This is a genomic window from Pontibacter sp. E15-1, assembly GCF_022601975.1.
In the GTDB taxonomy this organism is placed as follows: Bacteria; Bacteroidota; Bacteroidia; order Cytophagales; family Hymenobacteraceae; genus Pontibacter.
In genome coordinates this window covers 53,075-73,249 of sequence record NZ_JAKVIR010000002.1, presented here as the reverse complement: position 1 = coordinate 73,249, position 20,175 = coordinate 53,075, and the positions used below count along the sequence as shown (strand labels likewise).

General features: G+C 53.1%; 16 protein-coding genes. 9 read left to right on the top strand and 7 right to left on the bottom strand.

The annotated features are described in order from the left end of the window. Positions 1-10: 10 nt before the first annotated feature. Positions 11-1,144 carry a tetratricopeptide repeat protein gene (locus tag MKJ04_RS01805; RefSeq protein ID WP_241638696.1) on the top strand — a complete coding sequence of 378 codons (1,134 nt, stop codon included), beginning with the start codon at positions 11-13 and terminating at the stop codon, positions 1,142-1,144. Between the two features lie 597 nt (positions 1,145-1,741). Here MKJ04_RS01805 and MKJ04_RS01800 read toward each other — a convergent pair. Next, complete coding sequence (locus tag MKJ04_RS01800) at positions 1,742-2,077, bottom strand: phage holin family protein (protein WP_241638694.1); 336 nt, start codon at positions 2,075-2,077, stop codon at positions 1,742-1,744. Between the two features lie 71 nt (positions 2,078-2,148). Then, positions 2,149-2,820 carry a peptide-methionine (S)-S-oxide reductase MsrA gene (gene msrA / locus MKJ04_RS01795; protein WP_241638692.1) on the bottom strand — a complete coding sequence of 224 codons (672 nt, stop codon included), beginning with the start codon at positions 2,818-2,820 and terminating at the stop codon, positions 2,149-2,151. Positions 2,821-2,932: 112 nt separating this feature from the next. Between msrA and MKJ04_RS01790 the strand changes: the two genes are divergently transcribed. Further along, positions 2,933-3,748 (top strand): aminotransferase class IV, encoded by an 816-nt coding sequence (locus tag MKJ04_RS01790; RefSeq protein ID WP_241638689.1) that lies wholly within the window; start codon positions 2,933-2,935, stop codon positions 3,746-3,748. A gap of 38 nt (positions 3,749-3,786) precedes the next feature. On the opposite strand, the gene MKJ04_RS01785 is transcribed toward MKJ04_RS01790, so the two are convergent. After that, positions 3,787-4,305: a 2'-5' RNA ligase family protein gene (locus MKJ04_RS01785; protein ID WP_241638687.1), complete on the bottom strand. Its 519-nt coding sequence runs from the start codon at positions 4,303-4,305 to the stop codon at positions 3,787-3,789. Between the two features lie 309 nt (positions 4,306-4,614). On the opposite strand from MKJ04_RS01785, the gene MKJ04_RS01780 reads away from it, so the two are divergent. The 4 genes from MKJ04_RS01780 to MKJ04_RS01765 all read left to right on the top strand — a co-directional run bounded on the left by MKJ04_RS01780 (position 4,615) and on the right by MKJ04_RS01765 (position 10,627). Next, positions 4,615-7,728: a M4 family metallopeptidase gene (locus MKJ04_RS01780; protein ID WP_241638685.1), complete on the top strand. Its 3,114-nt coding sequence runs from the start codon at positions 4,615-4,617 to the stop codon at positions 7,726-7,728. A 203-nt stretch (positions 7,729-7,931) separates the two neighbouring features. Then, a complete protein-coding gene (locus tag MKJ04_RS01775) occupies positions 7,932-8,828 on the top strand; it encodes a prephenate dehydrogenase (protein WP_262918042.1) in 897 nt (298 codons plus the stop codon). Between the two features lie 109 nt (positions 8,829-8,937). After that, positions 8,938-9,657, top strand: coding sequence for a 3-ketoacyl-ACP reductase (locus MKJ04_RS01770; protein ID WP_241638681.1), 720 nt, complete (start codon positions 8,938-8,940; stop codon positions 9,655-9,657). Positions 9,658-10,030: 373 nt separating this feature from the next. After that, positions 10,031-10,627: a hypothetical protein gene (locus MKJ04_RS01765; RefSeq protein WP_241638679.1), complete on the top strand. Its 597-nt coding sequence runs from the start codon at positions 10,031-10,033 to the stop codon at positions 10,625-10,627. A gap of 305 nt (positions 10,628-10,932) precedes the next feature. Here the strand turns inward: MKJ04_RS01765 and MKJ04_RS01760 are convergent, their stop codons facing one another. Together MKJ04_RS01760 and MKJ04_RS01755 are read right to left on the bottom strand one after the other, a co-directional pair. Beyond that, positions 10,933-11,217 (bottom strand): SelT/SelW/SelH family protein, encoded by a 285-nt coding sequence (locus MKJ04_RS01760; RefSeq protein WP_241638677.1) that lies wholly within the window; start codon positions 11,215-11,217, stop codon positions 10,933-10,935. 65 nt (positions 11,218-11,282) lie between these two features. After that, positions 11,283-13,745, bottom strand: a complete 2,463-nt coding sequence (locus MKJ04_RS01755) for a family 20 glycosylhydrolase (RefSeq protein ID WP_241638673.1) — start codon at positions 13,743-13,745, stop codon at positions 11,283-11,285. A 380-nt stretch (positions 13,746-14,125) separates the two neighbouring features. Between MKJ04_RS01755 and MKJ04_RS01750 the strand changes: the two genes are divergently transcribed. Next, positions 14,126-15,301 (top strand): Gfo/Idh/MocA family protein, encoded by a 1,176-nt coding sequence (locus MKJ04_RS01750; protein WP_241638670.1) that lies wholly within the window; start codon positions 14,126-14,128, stop codon positions 15,299-15,301. 77 nt (positions 15,302-15,378) lie between these two features. Here MKJ04_RS01750 and MKJ04_RS01745 read toward each other — a convergent pair whose 3' ends face one another. Together MKJ04_RS01745 and MKJ04_RS01740 are read right to left on the bottom strand one after the other, a co-directional pair. Beyond that, entirely contained in the window at positions 15,379-16,140 is a 762-nt protein-coding gene (locus MKJ04_RS01745; protein WP_241638668.1) for an MBL fold metallo-hydrolase, read from the bottom strand. A gap of 106 nt (positions 16,141-16,246) precedes the next feature. Continuing rightward, complete coding sequence (locus tag MKJ04_RS01740; protein WP_241638666.1) at positions 16,247-17,041, bottom strand: thymidylate synthase; 795 nt, start codon at positions 17,039-17,041, stop codon at positions 16,247-16,249. A 204-nt stretch (positions 17,042-17,245) separates the two neighbouring features. On the opposite strand from MKJ04_RS01740, the gene MKJ04_RS01735 reads away from it, so the two are divergent. Both MKJ04_RS01735 and MKJ04_RS01730 read left to right on the top strand, forming a co-directional pair. Then, positions 17,246-19,501 (top strand): efflux RND transporter permease subunit, encoded by a 2,256-nt coding sequence (locus tag MKJ04_RS01735; RefSeq protein ID WP_241638664.1) that lies wholly within the window; start codon positions 17,246-17,248, stop codon positions 19,499-19,501. A gap of 70 nt (positions 19,502-19,571) precedes the next feature. Further along, positions 19,572-20,144: a hypothetical protein gene (locus MKJ04_RS01730; protein ID WP_241638662.1), complete on the top strand. Its 573-nt coding sequence runs from the start codon at positions 19,572-19,574 to the stop codon at positions 20,142-20,144. Positions 20,145-20,175: the final 31 nt, after the last annotated feature.

Sequence of the window (20,175 nt, the reverse complement as noted above, 5' to 3'; positions counted from 1 at the left end):
AAAACTAAACATGAGGAAAATATTTCTAACAGCCTTGGCAGCCGCCAGTATCTCGGTTGCAAGCGCGCAAAACTCAGCTGTAAACAGCGCCATTCTGAACCATAAGAACGGCACACTGGACAAAGCGCAGGCTGATATCGAAAAGGCCACAGAGCATAAGAAAACCAAGGATAAAGCCAAAACATGGTTCTACCGCGGTGTTATTTACCAGGACATGATCGGCAACCCGATCTACGGCAAGCTGACCGACGACAACACGCCGAACATTGTGCTGGAGTCTTATGACAAGGCGATTGAACTTGATGGGAAAGACGGCGAGTTTGGCAAGCAGGTGCCCGAGCGCAAGGAAATCCTTTACGGTCAGGTGCTGAATAAGGCAGTGGAGTTCCACAACAATCAGGACTGGGACAACGCCGTCGCCAAGTATAAGCTGGCCAGCAAAATCAACCCGACTGACACCACGGCAGTTTTGTATGCCGCTTATGCGTCTACAGCTAACAAAGATTATCCGGCAGCTATCGGGTTTTATGATCAACTGATCGGGATGGGCCACACGACGGAAGATGTTTTCAAAAACAAAATCCAGTTGCTGCAGGCTACTGAAGCCAGTGAAGAGGATGTGATGAACACCCTGGCCGCTGGATTGAAATCCAACCCGAACAGTGTGTACATGATGCAGGAAGAACTGCGTTATTACCTGAAAAACGACCGTGGCGAGGAAGCCATGCAGAAGCTGGACAAAGCTATTTCTGCTGACCCAAACAACGCGAGCCTGCTAGCAGTGAAAGGCAATCTGCTGGAGCGTAAAAATGATTTGGACGGTGCCACAGCCACGTATAAAAAAGCCATACAGATCGATCCGACTAATTTTGACGCATACTACAACCTAGGTGTGTTAGAGTTCAACAAAGGTGCTGAGATCAACAACAAGGCGGCTAAAATGGACTATGCGACATACCAGAAGAAAGGCAAAGCGCTTGAGAACGAGGCAAAAACCCATTACAAGGAAGCATTGCCTTATTTTGAGAAAGCCTTAGAGATTCAGCCTGAAGACCAGGCCACCATGCAGAACCTGATCAAGCTATACACACGTCTGGACCGTAAGTCTGATGCAGCGAAAATCAGTGCCATGATTAACAAGTAATTTTATATTTCATACCATATTAAAAAAGGGGAGCAGATTGCTTCCCTTTTTTAATGTATAACTGTTGAGCTTCGCATAGTAAGTTAAGACGACACATACAAGGTATAAGAGCCTATATCCATATCTTACTTAACATAATATAAATTATAAGACTTATAATATACGGTATAAACCTTTATTTAAAGTGTCACTTATAATATACTTTATGTTAAGTAGAAGAATAAATAAGCTGCCACATTTTGAATCTACAATTTCTGGCGCAAGCGTCCGCTTGTGTCGCTATTGTTAGGATTTAACGTGTACTCAGTAATATTGACCTTACTTCAAAACTGGGACGGCCTTATTTCATAGCTTGCTTTGCGCTCCACGCCCGCTGGGGCGCGTTTTCCCGCTCGGCGCTGTGCCGTGTCCTTTTGCTCGCTGCGCTGCGCAATGCCTCACTACGTTCGGCACCGGAACCCGCCATTTGCTTTGTTCTGACAGTAAATATCTTCAATGGCAAGAATCTACATTATATCACTTCTCATCAAACCTGTCCTAACAAAAAAGACCAGCATCACATGATGCCGGCCTCATAACGTAATTAGTAGATACCGCTTAAAATATATACCCCACCAAAGCAAGCGCCAGAGCATTAACGATGGCAATGATCAGGGCGGGCAAGAAACCATCGATTTTAAAGTTGCGGACAAACACGTCTACCAGCTTTATCACGATGGCCGTCACAAACAGGGACACGATGGCCTCCAACAGGAAAAAAGAAACCAAGTTGAACACTCCCCTCAATATCCATCCGATCGTTGCGTTCAGGATACCCACTAAAAAGGCTACCCATAAGGCGGTTCCGAAGCTTTTTACATGAACGCTCGACAAGGCATAGGCCATCAGCAAGATGACGCCAGCACTCACAAGCAGGTTGATAATAAATCCCATAGTTTTTCAGAGTTTGATTTGTTTATACCTGTGTACTACGGGCGCTGCGGGCATTAAGATGGCTTTTTTACTTAGTCCCGGTACTCAGGCTTGAGCTTGTTGCGGAAGTTGGCCTCAAATTTCAGCACTTTCGGTTTCGCGACCGACTGCACGTATGGGTTGCCGGGGTTATGTATATAGTAGTCCTGGTGGTAATCCTCCGCTTCCCAGAATTTGCGGAACGGCTGCACTTTCGTCACGATCTTGTTTTTGTACGTCCCGGCTTTTCCCAGTTCGGCAATATAGGCGTCGATCATCTGCTTCTCTTCAGGCGTGCGGTAAAACACGATGGAGCGGTACTGTTTGCCATAGTCGGGGCCCTGCCGGTTGAGGGTTGTCGGGTCGTGTGTGGCAAAAAAAACCTCCAGCAACTCGTGGTATGAAATCTTGTCCGGATGATAGTATACCTGAACGGCTTCTGCATATTCCGTTCTTCCGGCACTTACTTCCTCATAAGTTGGGTTTGCCTCTTTTCCACCAGAATATCCCGAGATAACCGCTTCTACGCCCTCCACCCGCTCAAAATACGCCTCTGTGCACCAGAAGCACCCACCTGCAAACGTGGCCTTAGCAAGGCCTGTGGTATCCGGCATCATGCTGGCGTCATCTCGCAGCAGGCTGGCAGTTTGTTCAGTACTGGCTTCAGAGCAGGAAGAGAAAAGGAAAAAAAGCGGAAGAAGTAAGTATAATTTAGAGTGTACCATATGTTTTCGTTAAGTCGTTAGATAGTACGTCAACAAACTAGCGCCGGATTTAGTTTGTAGTGCTGCCGCGGGCATTTATCTTTGGCGAACACATCACCAGAACCAGTTAAATTTGCTGCTATACAACAATCAGTTTATACCGGAAGAGGAATTGCGATTGCCCCTCTCCAACCGGGCTTTCCAATACCACGACGGTTTTTTTGAGACAGTCATGGTCCGGAATGGCCAGGTGAGTTTTTGGGAAGCGCACCTGGAACGGATACGGGAGGCCGCGCGGGCGCTGCAATTAGAGCTCCCCGCACTTCTGTTCTCCAACGCCTTCACCGATAGGCTGCTTGCGCTGGCCCACGGGCAGCAGGCCGTGCACGCCGCCCGGATCAAATTAAAAATCTGGCGGAAAGGCGGCGGACTTTATACCCCCGAAACAAACCAGGTCGATTGGCTGGCCACGGCCCAACCGGCTTCTCTCCCCGATACCAGATTGCTAGAGGTGGGCGTTTGCCAGCAAATCCATACCCTGCCCTCCCCTTTCTCCCATTTCAAAGGCCCTAATGCGCCGCTTTACGTTTTGGCAGGACTCGAGAAAAAAGCCCGAAGAATGGATGACATGCTGCTTCTGGACAAAAATGGCGCTGTGTCAGAGCTGATTTCTGCCAACGTCTGGTGGATTAAAGATGAGGTGCTCTATACCCCGCCGCTGGAAACTGGCTGTGTGAACGGCGTGCTGCGGCGCAGCATCTTCAGGTGGTGCGCCACCAGGCAAGCGCCGGTTTCGGAACAAATGGCAGGCACCGATGCCTTACTGGAAGCAGACACCGTGTTTGCCAGCAACGTAACGGGTATAAAAATCATCAGCAGTATAGCGGGGCATCCGCTCGCGACAACCCATCCGATTGTTTCTAAGTTGAGAGAAGATTTATTCGGCTAGCCTGCCCGGTAAATTTTGCCGCGTCAGGGCAACTTGCGCTATGCCTGGCCAGAGAACGCGAGGGTATGAAGCAGTTCCCAGGGGCCACCCTGATATGCCCATACCTGAAAACCAATACCCGAGACTGGAAAGGGAGTAAACGTGTTGTAAAGCGCATGCAGCAACTCCTGGGCCTGCGCAGGTCGGACCTTGTTTTGGACCGTCACATGCGGCCAGAGTTTCTGCTTGTCCTGAGGCGTGAGCCAGGCGAGCCAGCGGCGCTGCAACTGCCCATGCAGAGCGATCAGGTCCGGGCTCTGCAAACTGAACGCCACTCCCCTGCCTATGTTCTTCAGCCCGACAACTTCAAGTGTGAGCTTTTCCTGCGTCTGGCACAGTTCCTTCAGGGTATGGAGGATCTCTGATAACTGTGAGCCTGGCAGGTGATGAAACAGGGTGAGGTGCGCCTGAAGATAATTACGTTCCTTGGGAAAGTGCGCCTGCCGCAGCACATTAAAAAAGGTATGGCTTGCCTCATCCATTTCCAGGGTCAGGATCAAGGGGGAAAATTGCATCATTTTGAGGTATAAAAAAATAAAATAATATCGGCTTCGGGCACTTGCCATTTAGAAGTAATCCCTGTACATTGGCTCAAGCTTCATGACATAGTACGTATTAATCTACTGTAGCTTCAGATTACAGTGCGGGGAATTTTAATACAGGTCATCCTGCAATTGCATTATACCACAACCAAATCTGCTGCCTGCACTTTTTGCGCGCAGCTGCCTTGGCTCGCCCAAACGCATTGATTTTGGGCAGGCCACTTATCTAAACACACACGTCCACGAACACCTCATTTTTTATGTTCTACTCTTTATCTAACCTTTATGAGGAAATTGTACGTGTATGCTTCTCTTTTTGCGGGAAGTATGTTTTTTCAGCCTTCAGCATTTGCGCAGCAGCAAAGCAACGTGAAGGAAAAACTGGAGGATGCCAATGGCAAGCCTTCTTTCATCAAGTTTAAAGACAATAAAGACAAAGCCTTTCGGGCAGACCAGGCACCCGCGGTGCTGGCCTCGTTTCTGGAGTTGTCGGCTGACGAGGAGTTGAAGCCGGTGAAGCAGGAAAAAGACAACAACGGCTACCTGCACCAGCGATTCGCACAGTATCACAAAGGGGTGCGCGTTGAGTATGGCGTGTACAGTGTGCACAGCAAAAACGGCGTGGTAGAATCCATCAACGGCGAAATCAAAAAAATCAAAAAGCTGAACGTCAAGCCTTCCCTGAGCGAGAAAGCCGCACTAGGACGTGCCCTGGCGTTTGTGGGCGCCCAAACCTACATGTGGCAGGTGCCAGCGCAGGAAGCCTGGATCAAGGCGCAGGAGAACAACCCGAAAGCCACTTTCTACCCTGAGGGGGAATTGGTGATCGTGGAGAACTTTATGAACTCCGCTAAAACAGAAGACGCGCAGCAGGTGCTGGCCTGGAAATTTAACGTGTATGCCCAGCAGCCCCTTAGCCGCGACTATGTATACGTGGATGCGCAGACTGGCAAGATCGTACACAAGGACGCCATCATTAAGCATGCTGCCGTAGCAGCCACCGCGGCCACGCGTTACAGCGGCTCGCGCACCATCACCACCGACAGTTACGCCGGCTCCTACCGCCTGCGCGATGTTTCCAGAGGAGGCGGCATCGAAACGTATAATTGCAAGACCACCACTAACTACAATATCGCCACCGACTTTGTAGACGCAGACAATAACTGGACATCCGGTGAGTATAGCAACGCTGCCAAAGACAATGCGGGGCTGGATGCGCACTGGGCTGCGCAGATGACCTACGATTATTTCAAAAACCGTTTCGGGCGAAACAGCTACGACAATGCCGGGGCCAAAATCAAAAACTACGTGCATTATGACCTCAACTATGAGAATGCCTTTTGGAACGGCTCTGTGATGACGTATGGCGACGGGGCGACCCGCTTCGATGCCCTGACAAGCTTGGACGTAGGTGCCCACGAAATAGGACACGCCGTTTGCTCCAGCACCGCCAACCTGGTGTATAGCAACGAGTCTGGCGCGCTGAACGAAGGCCTGTCTGACATCTGGGGAGCGGCCGTGGAGCAGTATGCCGCCCCAACAAAATCTACCTGGCTGATTGGGGAGGACATCGATAAGCAGCGTCCCTCGCTCCGCTCGATGAGCAACCCCAAGGCTGAAGGCCAGCCGGACACCTATAAAGGCATCAACTGGTACAGCGGCACCGCCGACAACGGCGGCGTGCACACCAACAGCGGGGTGCTCAACTATTGGTTCTATGTGCTTTCGGTAGGCAAGGCCGGCACAAACGACATCGGCGCGGCATACAGCGTTTCCGGTATCGGTATCGCCGATGCGGCCGCCATTGTGTACCGCATGGAGTCGGTATACATGACGGCGAACTCCGGGTATGCTGATGCCCGCACGTATGCCATTCAGGCGGCGGAAGACCTCTTTGGGGCAGGCGCAAACCAGGTGATTCAGACGACCAACGCGTGGCACGCGGTTGGCGTGGGCGGCAAGTTCGGCGAAATCGCTTACTGTGCCTCCAAAGGCAACAGCACCGCCGATGAGTGGATCGCGAAGGTGCAGGTGGGCAGCTTTACCAACACATCCGGCGCAGCGGGCTACTCCGACTTTACCGGCTCTACCCTAAATCTCACTGCAGGCACTAACTATGCGCTTACCCTTACGCCTGGCTTTACGGCCACTGCCTACAGCGAGTACTGGAAGGTATGGATTGACTACAACAAGGACGGTGATTTTGAAGACGCCGGTGAATTGGTGTATGATGCGGGTGCATTGAGTAAAACTGCGGTTACCGGCAGCATTGCGGTGTCTTCCGCGGCATCCGGTACCACGCGCATGCGGGTTTCTATGAAGTATAACGCGGCGCAGACTGCCTGCGAAACGTTCGGCTATGGCGAGGTGGAGGATTATACCGTAAGCTTTACCGCCCCGGCAGCCTGCGGAGTGCCTGCCAGTTTAGCGGCTTCCAATGTCACTGCCACCACCGCCACCTTGTCGTGGGCTTCAGTTACGGGAGCCACCGGATATAGCGTGCGCTTGCGCGCCGTGGGCACCACCGCTTGGACGACAAGCACTGTCACAGGTACATCCTCTAATGTGAGCGGCCTCACTGCCTCCAAGCAGTATGAGTTTCAGGTGAGCAGCACCTGCCCCGGCGGAAGTTCTGCATACGCAGCATCCAAGTCGTTCACCACAGCGGCCAGCACACTCAGCTACTGTGCCTCTAAAGGCAGCAATGCCAGCTACGAGTGGATAGACCTGGTGCAGTTTGGCGGATTTACCAACTCCTCGGGTAGCGACGGTGGTTACAAAGACAACACTGCCCTTACAGCCAACGTGGCCCGTGGGAGCAGCAACACCATCTACTTCAGCGCAGCCTTTGCCAGCACGGCCTATACAGAGTACTGGAAGGTATGGCTGGACTTTAACCAGGATGGTGATTTTGACGATGCCGGGGAGCAGGTTGTTAGCGGTTCGTCTACTAGCAGTGGCACCCTGAGTGCAACCTTCACGATTCCGACCACCGCCACTCTGGGCAAAACTCGCATGCGCGTATCCATGAAGTACAACGCAGCGCAGACTGCCTGCGAAACGTTCGGCTACGGCGAGGTGGAAGATTACAGCGTGAACATTACAAACACCTTTGCGGCAGTATCCAGTGCCCAGCCGCTGCAGGCGGTAGCGCTAGGCAACGAAGCAGCGCAGGAAGTGGCCGTATACCCGAATCCAGCCTCAGATTATCTCCAACTGACCATCCCTTCAGGGCATGCCACGGTGAAGGTGATGAGCATGACGGGTGCAGCGCTCCTGCAAAGCAAGGTGGAAGGCGGCAATGGCCGACTTGACATCTCGGCATTGCCAGCCGGTATATATCTGCTTGAGATCCATGATGGGCAGAAGCAAATGCAGCAACGGTTTGTAAAGCAGTAAGCAAAACGTAGTATCCAGCATCCTTTTATTCCCCCTGATTGGCAATGCCGGTCAGGGGGAATTTTTTTGTCATGAGGTGTGGCCAGTGAATGTGCGTTTGGCTTTGCCGCACTGGTCTGTTGCGCACAGCCGGTTTCTTTAAGCTCCCCGACCCGTAATTATCCCAAATCCTCCTACATTTGCAGGGATGTACCAAAACCATCATGGCGCAACGCACACAGTGTGACTCAGGCAGCCATGGTAACAGGAGGAATAGCATGAATATCAGTATCATCGGGCTTGGCCTGCTAGGAGGTTCTTTTGCATTGGGGTTAAAGGCAAAAGGCGCCGCTGTATCGATCATCGGTGTGGACAGTAACACGGCGCACGCAGCCGAGGCGCTTAAGCGTAAATTGGTGGATAAAATCATGCCCCTGGAGCATGCGATTGCGGAGGCGGATGTGGTGGTTTTGGCCACACCTGTAAATGCCATCCTTCAACTGCTGCCCACAGTGTTGGACCTCCTGCCGCCAAAAGCAGCCCTGATGGATTTCGGCTCCACGAAGGGGCAGCTGTGCGCTGTTGTGGAGACACACCCCAGGCGAGGGCAGTTCGTGGCCATGCACCCGATTGCGGGTACGGAGTACTCTGGACCCGAGGCCGCGTTTGCCACACTGCTGGAAGGCCAGACCATGATTATCTGTGAGCGGGAAAAATCTGACCAGGCTGCCCTGGCCAGGGCAGAGAAACTGTGCCATACCCTGGGCATGCACTTAAGGTATATGCCCGCAGCCGAGCATGATCTGCATTTTGCGTACGTATCCCACCTGAGCCACATCAGTTCTTTCGCGCTTGGGCTCACGGTGCTGGATAAAGAGAAGAACGAGAAAAACATTTTTGATATGGCGGGCAGCGGTTTTTCCTCCACCGTGCGCCTTGCCAAAAGCTCACCCCAGATGTGGGGGCCTATCTTCAGTCAGAACCGGGAGAATGTGTCAGAGGCTCTGGCAGGGTACATCGCGCAACTGCAGCAGTTTAAAGACGCCATCGACGCGCAGGATGAAGAGCAGGCAAAAGCCCTGATGGAAAAGGCCAACGACATCAGAAGGATACTGGGCTAGGGCCCTCGCCGCGCGCTCATTTCACATCCTTCTCCCCCATGCCGTATCGAAATCTAGTATTCGTCGTATATTTGTAGCTACAAACATTGTAGAACCTAAACATAAACTTATGGAATCATTAGCAGGGAAAGTAGCCCTTGTAACGGGCGCGGGCAAAGGCATTGGCCGTGCCGTGGCGGTGGCACTGGCTAAGGAGGGCGTACATGTGGGCTTGCTTGCCCGCACGGAAAGTCAGTTACAGGAAGTGGCACAGGAAATTACAGCGCTCGGCGTAAAAGCAGCCATTGCAACCGCTGATGTGGCTAATATAGAGGAAGTAAACCAGGCGGCGTCACGTATAAAAGAGCAACTTGGCCCGATCGATATCCTCATCAACAACGCCGGTACCGGCTCTTTCGGGAAATTCCTGGAGTTGGAACCTGAAGCGTGGGAAAATATAATCAAGGTGAACCTGATGGGCGTTTATTATACCACCCGCGCCGTCTTGCCCGATATGATTTCGCGTGCCACCGGCGATATCATCAACATATCCTCCACAGCCGGGCAGCGCGGCGCGGCTGTTACGAGCGCCTATAGTGCGTCAAAGTTTGCCGTGATGGGCCTTACGGAGTCTTTGATGCAGGAGGTGCGCAAGCACAACATCCGGGTGAGCGCCCTAACCCCCAGCACTGTCGTGACGGAGCTGGCCCACAACAACAACCTGATCGGTAGCGATGAGGAACGGGTGATGCACCCCGAGGACCTGGCCGAGTTTATGATTGCCCAGCTAAAACTCAATCGCCGGGTTTTCGTGAAGGAAGCCGGGTTATGGTCTACAAACCCAGCCTGATAGTGAAAAGTCCAAACCAAGTGTTTGGGCTTTTCTTTTTTCGACCCGATGCCTATTATTGCTCTTCATACCTATAACTTTATTTTTGTGCATTCGTACGTAAGGCTGAAGTGCTTTTCTGCGCTATTCCTTCCGACAAGTCTAAGTTGAATTCCCTCTCTTTCAGATTTTATACTACAAAGCCTTTTAAATAAGACAACACGCATCAGAATGCTTTGTCAAAACACCAAATCGTTACGTATCAGGGCAAGTATGCAGAAATGCCGCGTGTGTAGCGTCAATGGCTAAACATTTCAGGCACGGAAACGCTTGTAGCAGGAATACCTTAAAAGCACACAAACAAACTTAGTAACCACCAAACTTGATTTCACTTATGGCACATACAGTAGTAGGAGTTTTTGATAGCTCCAAAGAAGCGCAAACAGCCGTGCAGCATCTCATCAACAGTGGCTTTGCCGAGGATTATATCGACGTGACGCTCCAATCAGCGGACGACGAGCTGGAGTTTGACGATGCGATGCGCGAGGACAGCATCGGCAATTTTTTTCGCTCACTTTTTGGCAGCGAAAAACGCTCGAAAGAGTACTCAGACTATGCCCGTTCCGGCTCTATCGTGACGGTGCATACCCTGAACACCCCTGACGCCGAGAAAGCAGCCGATATCCTGGACGAGTACGGTGCCGTGAACCTGGACGAGCGCACCCGCAGACACGAAAATGCTGTTTCGAACGCAAATCCCGTTTCTGATAAAGAGAAAGCCCCACAGCCTGTTGCCCAGACAGAAGACGTGCTCGCCAAAACTAAACGCGAGGTTCGGGCAGAAAAGGTGCGCAATCGGAGCCGTATTATAGCGCGTGCCGTGGAAGAGCGCCTGCGCCTCCGCGAAGTGCGTGTGCACGCGGATCATGCCCGTGTAGACAGGATCGCAACCGAAGCCAAGGAAAACATCAACCAGGAAGCCGGCCTGTAAAAGGGTTGGTTTGCATCAGGGAAAGATTCATTAAAAAGGCGAAGGCGCATGAGCACCTTCGCCTTTCTGTTTCCTTCACAAACCGTTTACCAGTTTTTATACTATTATCGACTGGATTTAGCGTATTGAAGTATTTTCGTGCAATGTATATTACCTTCTGTTACGCCATGCCCTCTTTTGTCCCCCTTTGAAGGGGGTTAGGGGGATGACACTTCCTGCCCCCTTCAAAGGGGGACTTTTACGAACTTCACGACTCTCCTGCGTAACTTCAAATTTGACTGTGCAAATTCTAATTGATAGTAGTATTAAGTAGTCTGACGGTCGCTGTGGCCCAAGGGCCTGTCCGGGGCTATACGGTCACGGACAAGCTGCTTTAGCTCCTTGGATTCCGGGAACCGACCTGCCTCTTTTCTGGAGTAAATCAACGCATCGTTCAGGCGCACGTCGAACACGCCGCCTGTGCCCGGTACCAGGGCCACCTCTCCTATTTCAGTTTCGAAAGTAGTTAGCAGCTCCTGGGCCATCCAGGCTGCTCGCATCAGCCAGCGGCATTGGGTACAGTAATTTATTTCGATGCGTGGTTTTGCCATATATGTTTCAGATGTATGTCCGAAGACTGCGGTTTGTGGTATAGGATAAGTGCTTTTTGAGGTGCTTAGTTGGCGCCAACCGTAGTTACCTTGCCCGACCTGCCGGTACCATCAAAAACCTTAAAGTTGACAGTGCCTTTGGCAGCGATGGGGCCTGTATATTGCTTACTTTGCGTTGTGGGCTCAGTCCCATCCGTGGTATACCGTATCGTTAGGCCGGGCAGCTGCACGTTTGCCACTATTTTCCCGTTCTCAGTTTTTGCCCCGGCCGTCGGGATGCGGTACTGGAAGCCCTTGCCGTAGTAGTTCAGGCGCGGGAGTTCGCGCTTGCCCAGCACGTTCACAAACGAAGACCAATCCCTGGCATAGGCTGCCTCACTTTTCGCCGCGTCTGTTTCTGTCGCCCAGGATGGGTCGGGTGCCCAGGCTCTTTCGGCCAGGCCAAGTAGTTTGGGCAGCAGCATATACTCCAGCCGCTCCGGGGTGGTGACGGTTTCGCTCCAGAGCGGTGCCTGCAAGCCCACAATGTTTTTCTTCCCTGCTTCTGTGAGACGCTCTTTTCCCGCAAAAGCAGAAGCTGAGATCGGCTTGTTCTCCGTGTCCACTTTCATATTCTTCATGTAGTCGAAGGGTATAAAATAAAATGGCTTGTCCAAATCCACGTATCCGCCCCAGTTCAGGCCCGGCTCCTCATAGGCTTTCTGGTAGGCCAGGTCCAGGTAGAGGTTCGTTACGTTGGTGAGCACGACTTTGTAGCCAGCGTTGGCCATCCGGTAAGCCAGATCTACGTTACTGCCCAGGTTGTTCCATACATCCACATGGAAGTTCTCGTTGGCAAAGTCGGGGTTGGCTATGTAGGCTGTTTTGCCATTTTGCTTTACCTTCCTCATCCCAATCTCCTCCCAGCCAGACAGGTATAGCTTTCGGGCTTTCAGCATGTCGTTTACTTTGCCGAAATAATAATACCAAAGGTCATCGGTGTTGTTCACTTTCGGGTTACTGGCCATCAGCTGCTGCACCGCCGGCGATTTCGTCCATACCCCCTGCGGCACTTCATCCCCGCCAAAGTGTACCGTTTGGATGGGCGCGCCTGCCTCCTTGTACATCGCCAGCATCTCGTCAACCACTTTTTCAAGGAAAGTATAGGTGGAAGGCAGCGCGACATCAATCACATTGTCGTTCCAGTTCTGCACCGAGCGGTAAACGGACTTGTCGTTCAGGTCGCGGAGGAGGTATTGGGTAGCCTCAGCTTTTTTTCCCTCGGCCATCAGCCGCGTATACCGGGCATCCATCGCCTTGATGGCGGCACGGGCATGGCCCGGCGTCTCGATCTCCGGGATTACGCGGATATGGCGGGCAGTGGCATATGCCAGTATCTCTATAAAATCGGCTTTTGAATAATAGCCGCTGCCACTTGAGGCATCGACCGTGGGCCCGGAACCGAGCGCAGACACTAGGTTTTGACTGTCGTCGAGGGTATGGCCGCGCTTGCTTCCCAGTTCGGTCAGCTCCGGCAGAGCGGGGATCTCCAGTCGCCAGCCTTCGTCGTCGTTGAGGTGGAAGTGCAGCACGTTCAGTTTATACAGCGCCATCAGGTCCAGCACTTTCAGCACCTGCTCCTTTTTCTGAAAGTTGCGGGCCACGTCCATCATGAAGGCTCGGTGCCCAAAGCGGGGCGCGTCCTGCACCTCAACGCCTGGGATAGTAAGCGCTTTTTGCGTGGTGGCCAGCGCAGCGGGTGGTATAAGCGACTTAACAGACTGTGTGCCATAAAACATACCCGCCGGGGTAGACGCCGAAATCAGGATGCCTTCGGAAGTCACCTGCAGCGTATACGCTTCCGGGCCAAGACCTGCCTTGTGCTGCAGCCGAATGGCCTTTCCGGAACCACTGGCCTGCACCGCCGGTTTGCGGCCGAACACCGTGCCCAGATACGCAGCGAGCAGATTTGCCACATTGCTATACCTATCATCGGCTACAAGGGGGACGTCGGCTGTGAGTGTGAAGGCGGCTCCGGTTTCGGTATACTGTGCCGGGCTCGGGAAAATCTTCGTCAACTGAGCTTCCGGGATGTCGGTGATGGTGCTGTTCTGGGCGTAAATTTCCTCGGCTTTAATCCAGCCCACGTCGTTGCGTGACGGCTTCAGATAGGTCACGTCTCCTACCGCCAACCCTTTCGTATTGTCTTCATCCCAAACAAAATAGAAACCGTCCGGCACCCGCGACTCATTGATCATCTGGCCCCCCGTCACGATGGCGATGGGCAGCGAGCTGCCAGGAGACAATCCTTTGAAGGAGGCGGCGGGCACCATGCGCAGCAGGTCGCCGTTAATGTGCTCCACTTTTACGGGGGCATTGGTCCCGTCAGGCTTAAGCGAGGGCGACGCATTAAAATACAGGCTCCAGCCCGTGGCGGGCAGCGTCTGCTGGCTCGTGTTTTTCAGCGTCAGGGTGGAGAGCGTCTGTGTCTTGCCCTGGTATTTTTCCTGCTTCACCTCCCATACCAGATCCAACTGATTGGGGTTCATTTTGGCCACATTACTTTGGCACCGGGAGACAACTTGCACCGAGAGCAAGCATAATAGGGTAACAAGAAACTTTTGAATCATGGAGAGCAGTTTTTGATGTTGCGTATAGTTTAGCTGGATATAGAAGCAATGTTGCAGCAAACTTTACACCCCAAAGGCGGTAAGCGCGAACAACAACTAAAGCTATACATTTTTGTGATGTATAAAAAGCAAAATCAATCGGATACCGCTGCTACGCCAGCAACCGGAATCCTAATATGCCGGCTTCGTGAAACGCCACGCACTGGTACTGTGCACTACTGATTAAAAATGGCTAACCTTTTGGTCTTGAATCCATATACCCCCTATATAACAATCTCCTCAACAAACTGTACGAAGACATGACGAACAAACATTTCCGCAAATCCCCGAACAGGCGCGAATTCATCAAAGGCGTGTCGCTGGCGCTTGGCACCACAGCCCTGGGCCTTCCGTTGCTATCTATGAGCAGTTGCCAACAAGGCTCTTCGGATGCAACCGTGCAACAAGAGCAGCGCGAAGGAGCCAACGGCTCGTCGCGAAAAAAACTGGGCGTGGCGCTGGTAGGCCTCGGGGGGTATAGCACCGGACAGTTGGCCCCTGCCCTGCAGGAAACCGAAAACTGCTACCTGGCCGGCATCGTAACGGGCACTCCCTCCAAGGCGGAGACCTGGAAACAGAAATACAACATCCCCGACCAGAATATCTACAATTACGAGAACTTCGACCAGATCAAAGACAACCCCGCTATTGACGTGGTGTATGTGGTACTGCCCAATGCGATGCACGCCGAGTATACCATCCGGGCAGCAAAGGCGGGCAAGCACGTGATCAGCGAGAAGCCGATGGCCACCTCGGTAGAGGACTGCCAGCGCATGATTGACGCCTGCAACGAGAACAACGTCACCCTTTCGATCGGCTACCGCCTGCATTACGAGCCCTACAACCAGCGCGTGATGGAACTGGGACAGCAAAAGGTCTTCGGGGCGGTGCGGAAAATTGAGTCGGGCAACAGCTTTGTGGTGGGCAACCCCGATATATGGCGACTGGACAAGGAACTGGCGGGCGGAGGCCCTTTGATGGACATGGGCATCTACTGCGTGCAGGGGGCGTGCTATACCACCGGCGAGAGCCCAGTGTCCATTACCGCGCGGTTCGGGAAGGTAACAAAGCCCGACTTTTTTGATGAGGTGGAAGAAACCATTTTCTGGCAGATGGAATTTCCGGGCGGGGCAATGGCAGACTGCCGCAGCAGTTACAACGCGAGTGAGAGCTACCTGAGCGGAGAAGCGGAAAATGGCTGGTGGAAACTGAACCCGGCCTATGCGTACGGCGGCCTGCAGGGCGAGACGAGCGAAGGCCGGATGGACTTCCCGCACGTGAATCAGCAGGCCCGGCAGCTGGACGGACAGGCGCAGAGCATCATGGAAAACAAGGCCTCCATCGTGCCCGGCGAAATGGGTATGCGCGACGTAAAGATTCTGATGGCTATTTACGAGGCAGCCAAATCAGGCCAGAAAGTGCCGCTCACCTGGTAAACCGGCCATACCTATAAACAGAAAGGACCGAAGCAATCGTTTCGGTCCTTTCTGTTTTTAGGCAATCTTAGATGGGGTTATTTCGCGGGATACCAGTCCCGGAGCCGCACCTCGATGTTTTTATACTTGTCGTTTACCATTTTCTTGAAAGCCGCCACGTTGCTCAACCCATTCTGGCCGCGGTAGTGGTAGGGGTAAATCACCTTGGGCTTAAAGTCAAGGGTTGTGCTGGCCGCCTGCTCCACATCCATGGTATAAGGAAGGTTCATCGACAGGAACGCCACGTCGATGTTTTTCAGGTTGCGCACTTCCGGCACTCCCTCGGTGTCGCCGGAGATGTACACGTTTTTATTGCCGAAACGCAACACATAGCCGTTGCCTCTGCCTTTGGTGTGCATGGCATCCGCACTCTCGGGCAGGTTATACATCGGCACAGCCGTGATGGGTATGCCCAGAGCAGTCGTGCTTTCGCCGTTGCCCAATATTTTCGTGTGGCTCTTGTGCTGCATGGGCAACTCGTTCGCCACCGCCTGGGGCACTATCATGGCTGCGGTTTCCGCTTGCAGCGCATCAAGGGTCTTCACGTCCATGTGGTCTCCGTGAATGTCCGTGATCAGGATCAGATCCGGCTTGGCCATCCCTTCGAAAGCCTCAGCGCCGCCAGTCGGGTCCACGTAGATGGTCTTTCCCTCCCACGTCAGGACGAGCGTCGCGTGCTGTATGGGCTGGATCGTCAGGTCGCCCTTGTTGGTTTTGATCTGGTCTGGTGCTGCGTTCTGGGCGCTTACCTGCATCACAGCCGCGGCGAAGAGTACCGTTAAAATCGATTTTAATTTCATAGTCCGTTTAGTTTGAGCTTAAGTAACAGCCGATTCTGGAATTGGTTTATATATAAATACAATCTCCTTTACGACAAAACCGCCTGTATTAACCCAAACTGCCTTGCTATACAGCCACCGGGGCTTTTATACCGGGGTGCGGGTCGTAGTTCAGCAGCTCGAAGTCCTCATACGTGAAATCGAAAATATCCTTCACGGCGGGGTTCAGCTTCATGGTGGGCAGCGGGCGGGGCTCGCGGGTGAGTTGCTTCTGTGCCTGATCCAGGTGGTTGAGGTATAGGTGCGTATCGCCGCCCGTCCAGATGAACTCGCCGGGCTCGAGGCCGGTAACCTGCGCCATCATCAGCACCAGCAGCGCATACGAGGCAATGTTAAACGGCACGCCCAGGAAAACGTCGGAGGAGCGCTGGTAGAGCTGGCACGAGAGCTTGCCTTCGGCCACATAAAACTGGTAGAACGCGTGGCACGGGGGCAGCTTCATATGCTCAATCTCGGCCACATTCCAGGCGCTCACGATGATGCGGCGGGAGTCGGGGTTGTGCTTGAGTTGGTTCACCACCTGCGTGATCTGGTCGATATGGCGGCCGTCGGGTGTGGGCCAGCTGCGCCACTGCGAGCCATACACAGGCCCAAGATCGCCCTGCTCATCTGCCCATTCGTCCCAGATCTTTACCCCGTTTTCTTTCAGGTATTTGATGTTGGTGTCGCCCTTCAAAAACCAGAGCAACTCGTGCAGGATAGACTTGAGGTGTACTTTTTTGGTGGTTACCAGCGGAAAACCCTCGGCCAGGTCGAAGCGCATCTGGTAGCCAAAAATACTTTTGGTGCCCGTGCCTGTTCTATCTTCTTTGGTCACCCCTTTGTCCAGGATGTGCTGCATCAACTCTAAATATTGTCTCATGGGTATGGGTTCTGCTTTTGATTGGTGTGCAGTGCCAAAGATAGCATGATTCGCGGAAAGCGAAAATCAGGGAATCTCTGGTTTTGCCGAAAAACTTGCCTTGGGCAAATCTCCCGATGCTAAAACAAAAAACTTTGGCTACAGTTGTATCTTTGCATGTTCCGGCAGGTTACCGGAGTTCCAACAGCCTATACCCTAGCCCCCTTGAACTACAGAAAACTCAGCCTCTTCCTCCTGCTACTGATCGGTTTGCTGACGGCTTGCAGCGTGTATTTTGCCTCCCGCCTCAGGTTCGATTATAACTTCGAGAACTTTTTCCCGAAAGGCGACCCGGACCTGGCGTATTTTCTGAGCTACCGCGACAAGTTCGGCAACGACAACGACTATCTTCTGATCGGCTTGGAGAACCAGGGAAGCCTTTTTGAGCAGCCGTTTCTGACGAAGGTAGACAGCCTGACCAGTTTTATGCAGCGGCAACCCCATGTCGAGGCCGTGCTCTCTCCCACTACTGTCAAAAGCCCCATTATCGAGCAGTTTGGCTATTTTGAGATCCCATACCTCCACGTGGCTGAGCCGGAGCGGTATGAACAGGACTCTGTGGCTATTTATACCTCCCGGGAACTGGTGGGCACGCTTTTCTCTGAGAATGCCCGTGCCGTCTCTATTTTTGTGCAGACCTCCGACAACCTGGGCAAGGAAGCCAGCGACACCCTGATGGCGGCCCTGAACGGCAAGCTGGCGCAGCTACAGTTACAGGAAAGCCACGTGGCCGGCAAGGCGCTGGCGCAGTCCGTCTTCGTGGACAAGATGAAGATTGAGCTGGCCATTTTCATGTCGGCCTCCATCCTGCTGGTTATCCTCTTTCTCTGGATCACGTTCCGGACGGCCTGGGGCGTGCTGGTGCCGCTGGTGGTGGTACTGCTCTCGGTGCTATGGGCCATGGGCGTAATGGGCCTCTTCAACAAACCCATCGATGTGATGACCATGCTGCTGCCGACCATCCTGTTTGTGGTGGGCATGTCGGATGTGATCCATATACTCTCGCGCTACATAACGGAGCTCGGGAATGGGATGGAAAAGCTGCCCGCCCTTAAAATCACGGTGAAGGAAGTGGGTATGGCCACCTTCCTCACCTCGCTCACCACTTCCATCGGCTTTCTCACCCTGCTTACCACGGCTATTGTGCCCATCCGCAACTTTGGGCTGTACACCGCCATTGCCATCGGTCTGGCCTACGTGCTGGCCTTCACGCTGTTGCCGGCCATCCTCATACTCATCAAAAAGCCAAATCCGGTGCGGGCGCGGCGTGTGGATTTTTCGTGGCCGATCTTGCTGGGGCGCATGCTCCGCTTTGTGCTGCAACACCCGAAAGAGATACTGGTCAGCAGTTTTGCCATTATCGTCATCAGCCTGGCAGGTATAAGTCAGATAAAAGTGGATACCACGCTGCTGGAGGATTTGGGGGATGACGATCCCATACTGCAGGATTTCCGCTATTTCGAGGACAACTTCTCGGGGGTGCGCGCCTTTGAGATGCACCTGATTGCCGCCAAGGGCCATAGCATGTATGACTTGGAGGTGCTGCATGAAGTGGAGAAGCTGGAGCGCTACCTCACCCATACCTATGGGCTCAATTTCATCACCTCTCCCGCCTCTGTGGTGAAAACAATTAACCGCGCCCAGAACGGCGGCCTGGACGACTACTTTAAACTGCCCGAAAGCAAGCGCGGGCTGCAGCAGGTGAAGCAGCGCCTGCAGGCTTTCCGGAACCGCAGCGAGTTGCGCAGCCTCGTGACGGCTGATGCCGCCGAAGGAAGGCTGACCGGGAAAATGAAGGACATCGGCAGCGCGGCCGCTACCGTGCAAAACGACTCGCTGCGCAGCTATATCCGCCAGCACATCAACCCGGACTTTCTGCACACCCGCCTCACGGGCAGCTCTATCCTGCTCGATAAAAATAACGCCTACGTCACCAAAAACATGATGCAGGGCCTCCTGATTGCCTTTGGTGTCATTGCCCTGATTGTGGGGCTGGTTTTCCGATCGTTGCGGATGGTGGTTATCTCGCTCATACCCAACGTTATCCCGCTGCTGATGATCGGGGGGCTGATGGGGTTTATGGGCGTCAACATGACTGTGTCCATATCCATCATCTTCACCATCGCTTTTGGCATCGCCGTGGACGACACCATCCACTTCCTCAGCAAACTGAAACTGGAGCTGCTGGCCGGAAAGTCGTTGCCCTATGCCGTAAAGCGCACGTTCATCTCCGCCGGTAAGGCGATCATCATCACCTCCTGCATCCTGGTGGCGGGTTTCCTTACGCTGGTGCTCTCTACCTTCGACGCCACCTTTTATGTGGGGCTTTTCGTGAGCCTGACGCTGCTCTTTGCCGTGGTGGCCGACTTATACCTGTTGCCTGTGCTCATTCTGCTGTTTTATAAGCACCCGCGAAAATAAATTGAGGCCTTTTCCTTTAGGTTGGCCATATTTGCAGTTGAATTGTGAGCAAAGAAAAGGAGTGATGATGATGAAGAAACTATTGGCCCTGGCCGTGTGCTGCCTCTGGTTTGTAGGTGTGCGGGCCCAGGAACAGGACAAGCTGACGAATTTGATGAACGAGCGGGAGCAGCTTGTGATGGAATACCAGTTCTACAGCCAGCAGAACAGCAATTTCTGGGGCAAGAAATCCAAGGCTGATCTGCTGAGTATCATCGAGACGCTCAAAAAGATCATTAACAAGGACTCGGAGCTAATCTCGGCCATTAAAGTGGCCAGCATCAAGAAAGTAGCGGAGAGCACCGTTGAGAACCAACGCGAAGGCAAAATAACGGTGGAGGACCAGCGGATCGTCAGTGCCCGAATCGCCGACCTGCAGAGCCAGCTGAAAATGCTGCACGCGAACATAAAGAAGCGCGAGCGCACCATCAAAGACCTGGAGGTGCAACTGAGCGAGACCGCCGACCTGCGGTATGGCAAAGACAAAGTGATTACGGTGCTGGCTGTAGCCGCATTTATCCTATTGCTCTATGCCATATACCTGCAGGTAAGGTTAAACAGCGCCTCCAAAAAGGTGCGCAAAAAGAGAGTGCCCAAATCCTAGAGAAGTACCCCTGGCGCGGGCTATGGTATGG

Excerpts from the sequence above, each read along its gene's own strand:
- MKJ04_RS01805 (WP_241638696.1), top strand. The coding sequence starts at position 11 with ATGAGGAAAATATTTCTAACAGCCTTGGCAGCCGCCAGTATCTCGGTT.
- MKJ04_RS01800 (WP_241638694.1), bottom strand. The coding sequence starts at position 2,077 with ATGGGATTTATTATCAACCTGCTTGTGAGTGCTGGCGTCATCTTGCTG.
- msrA (WP_241638692.1), bottom strand. The coding sequence starts at position 2,820 with ATGGTACACTCTAAATTATACTTACTTCTTCCGCTTTTTTTCCTTTTC.
- MKJ04_RS01785 (WP_241638687.1), bottom strand. The coding sequence starts at position 4,305 with ATGATGCAATTTTCCCCCTTGATCCTGACCCTGGAAATGGATGAGGCA.
- MKJ04_RS01780 (WP_241638685.1), top strand. The coding sequence starts at position 4,615 with ATGAGGAAATTGTACGTGTATGCTTCTCTTTTTGCGGGAAGTATGTTT.
- MKJ04_RS01775 (WP_262918042.1), top strand. The coding sequence starts at position 7,932 with ATGGCGCAACGCACACAGTGTGACTCAGGCAGCCATGGTAACAGGAGG.
- MKJ04_RS01770 (WP_241638681.1), top strand. The coding sequence starts at position 8,938 with ATGGAATCATTAGCAGGGAAAGTAGCCCTTGTAACGGGCGCGGGCAAA.
- MKJ04_RS01765 (WP_241638679.1), top strand. The coding sequence starts at position 10,031 with ATGGCACATACAGTAGTAGGAGTTTTTGATAGCTCCAAAGAAGCGCAA.
- MKJ04_RS01760 (WP_241638677.1), bottom strand. The coding sequence starts at position 11,217 with ATGGCAAAACCACGCATCGAAATAAATTACTGTACCCAATGCCGCTGG.
- MKJ04_RS01755 (WP_241638673.1), bottom strand. The coding sequence starts at position 13,745 with ATGAACCCCAATCAGTTGGATCTGGTATGGGAGGTGAAGCAGGAAAAA.
- MKJ04_RS01750 (WP_241638670.1), top strand. The coding sequence starts at position 14,126 with ATGACGAACAAACATTTCCGCAAATCCCCGAACAGGCGCGAATTCATC.
- MKJ04_RS01745 (WP_241638668.1), bottom strand. The coding sequence starts at position 16,140 with ATGAAATTAAAATCGATTTTAACGGTACTCTTCGCCGCGGCTGTGATG.
- MKJ04_RS01740 (WP_241638666.1), bottom strand. The coding sequence starts at position 17,041 with ATGAGACAATATTTAGAGTTGATGCAGCACATCCTGGACAAAGGGGTG.
- MKJ04_RS01730 (WP_241638662.1), top strand. The coding sequence starts at position 19,572 with ATGAAGAAACTATTGGCCCTGGCCGTGTGCTGCCTCTGGTTTGTAGGT.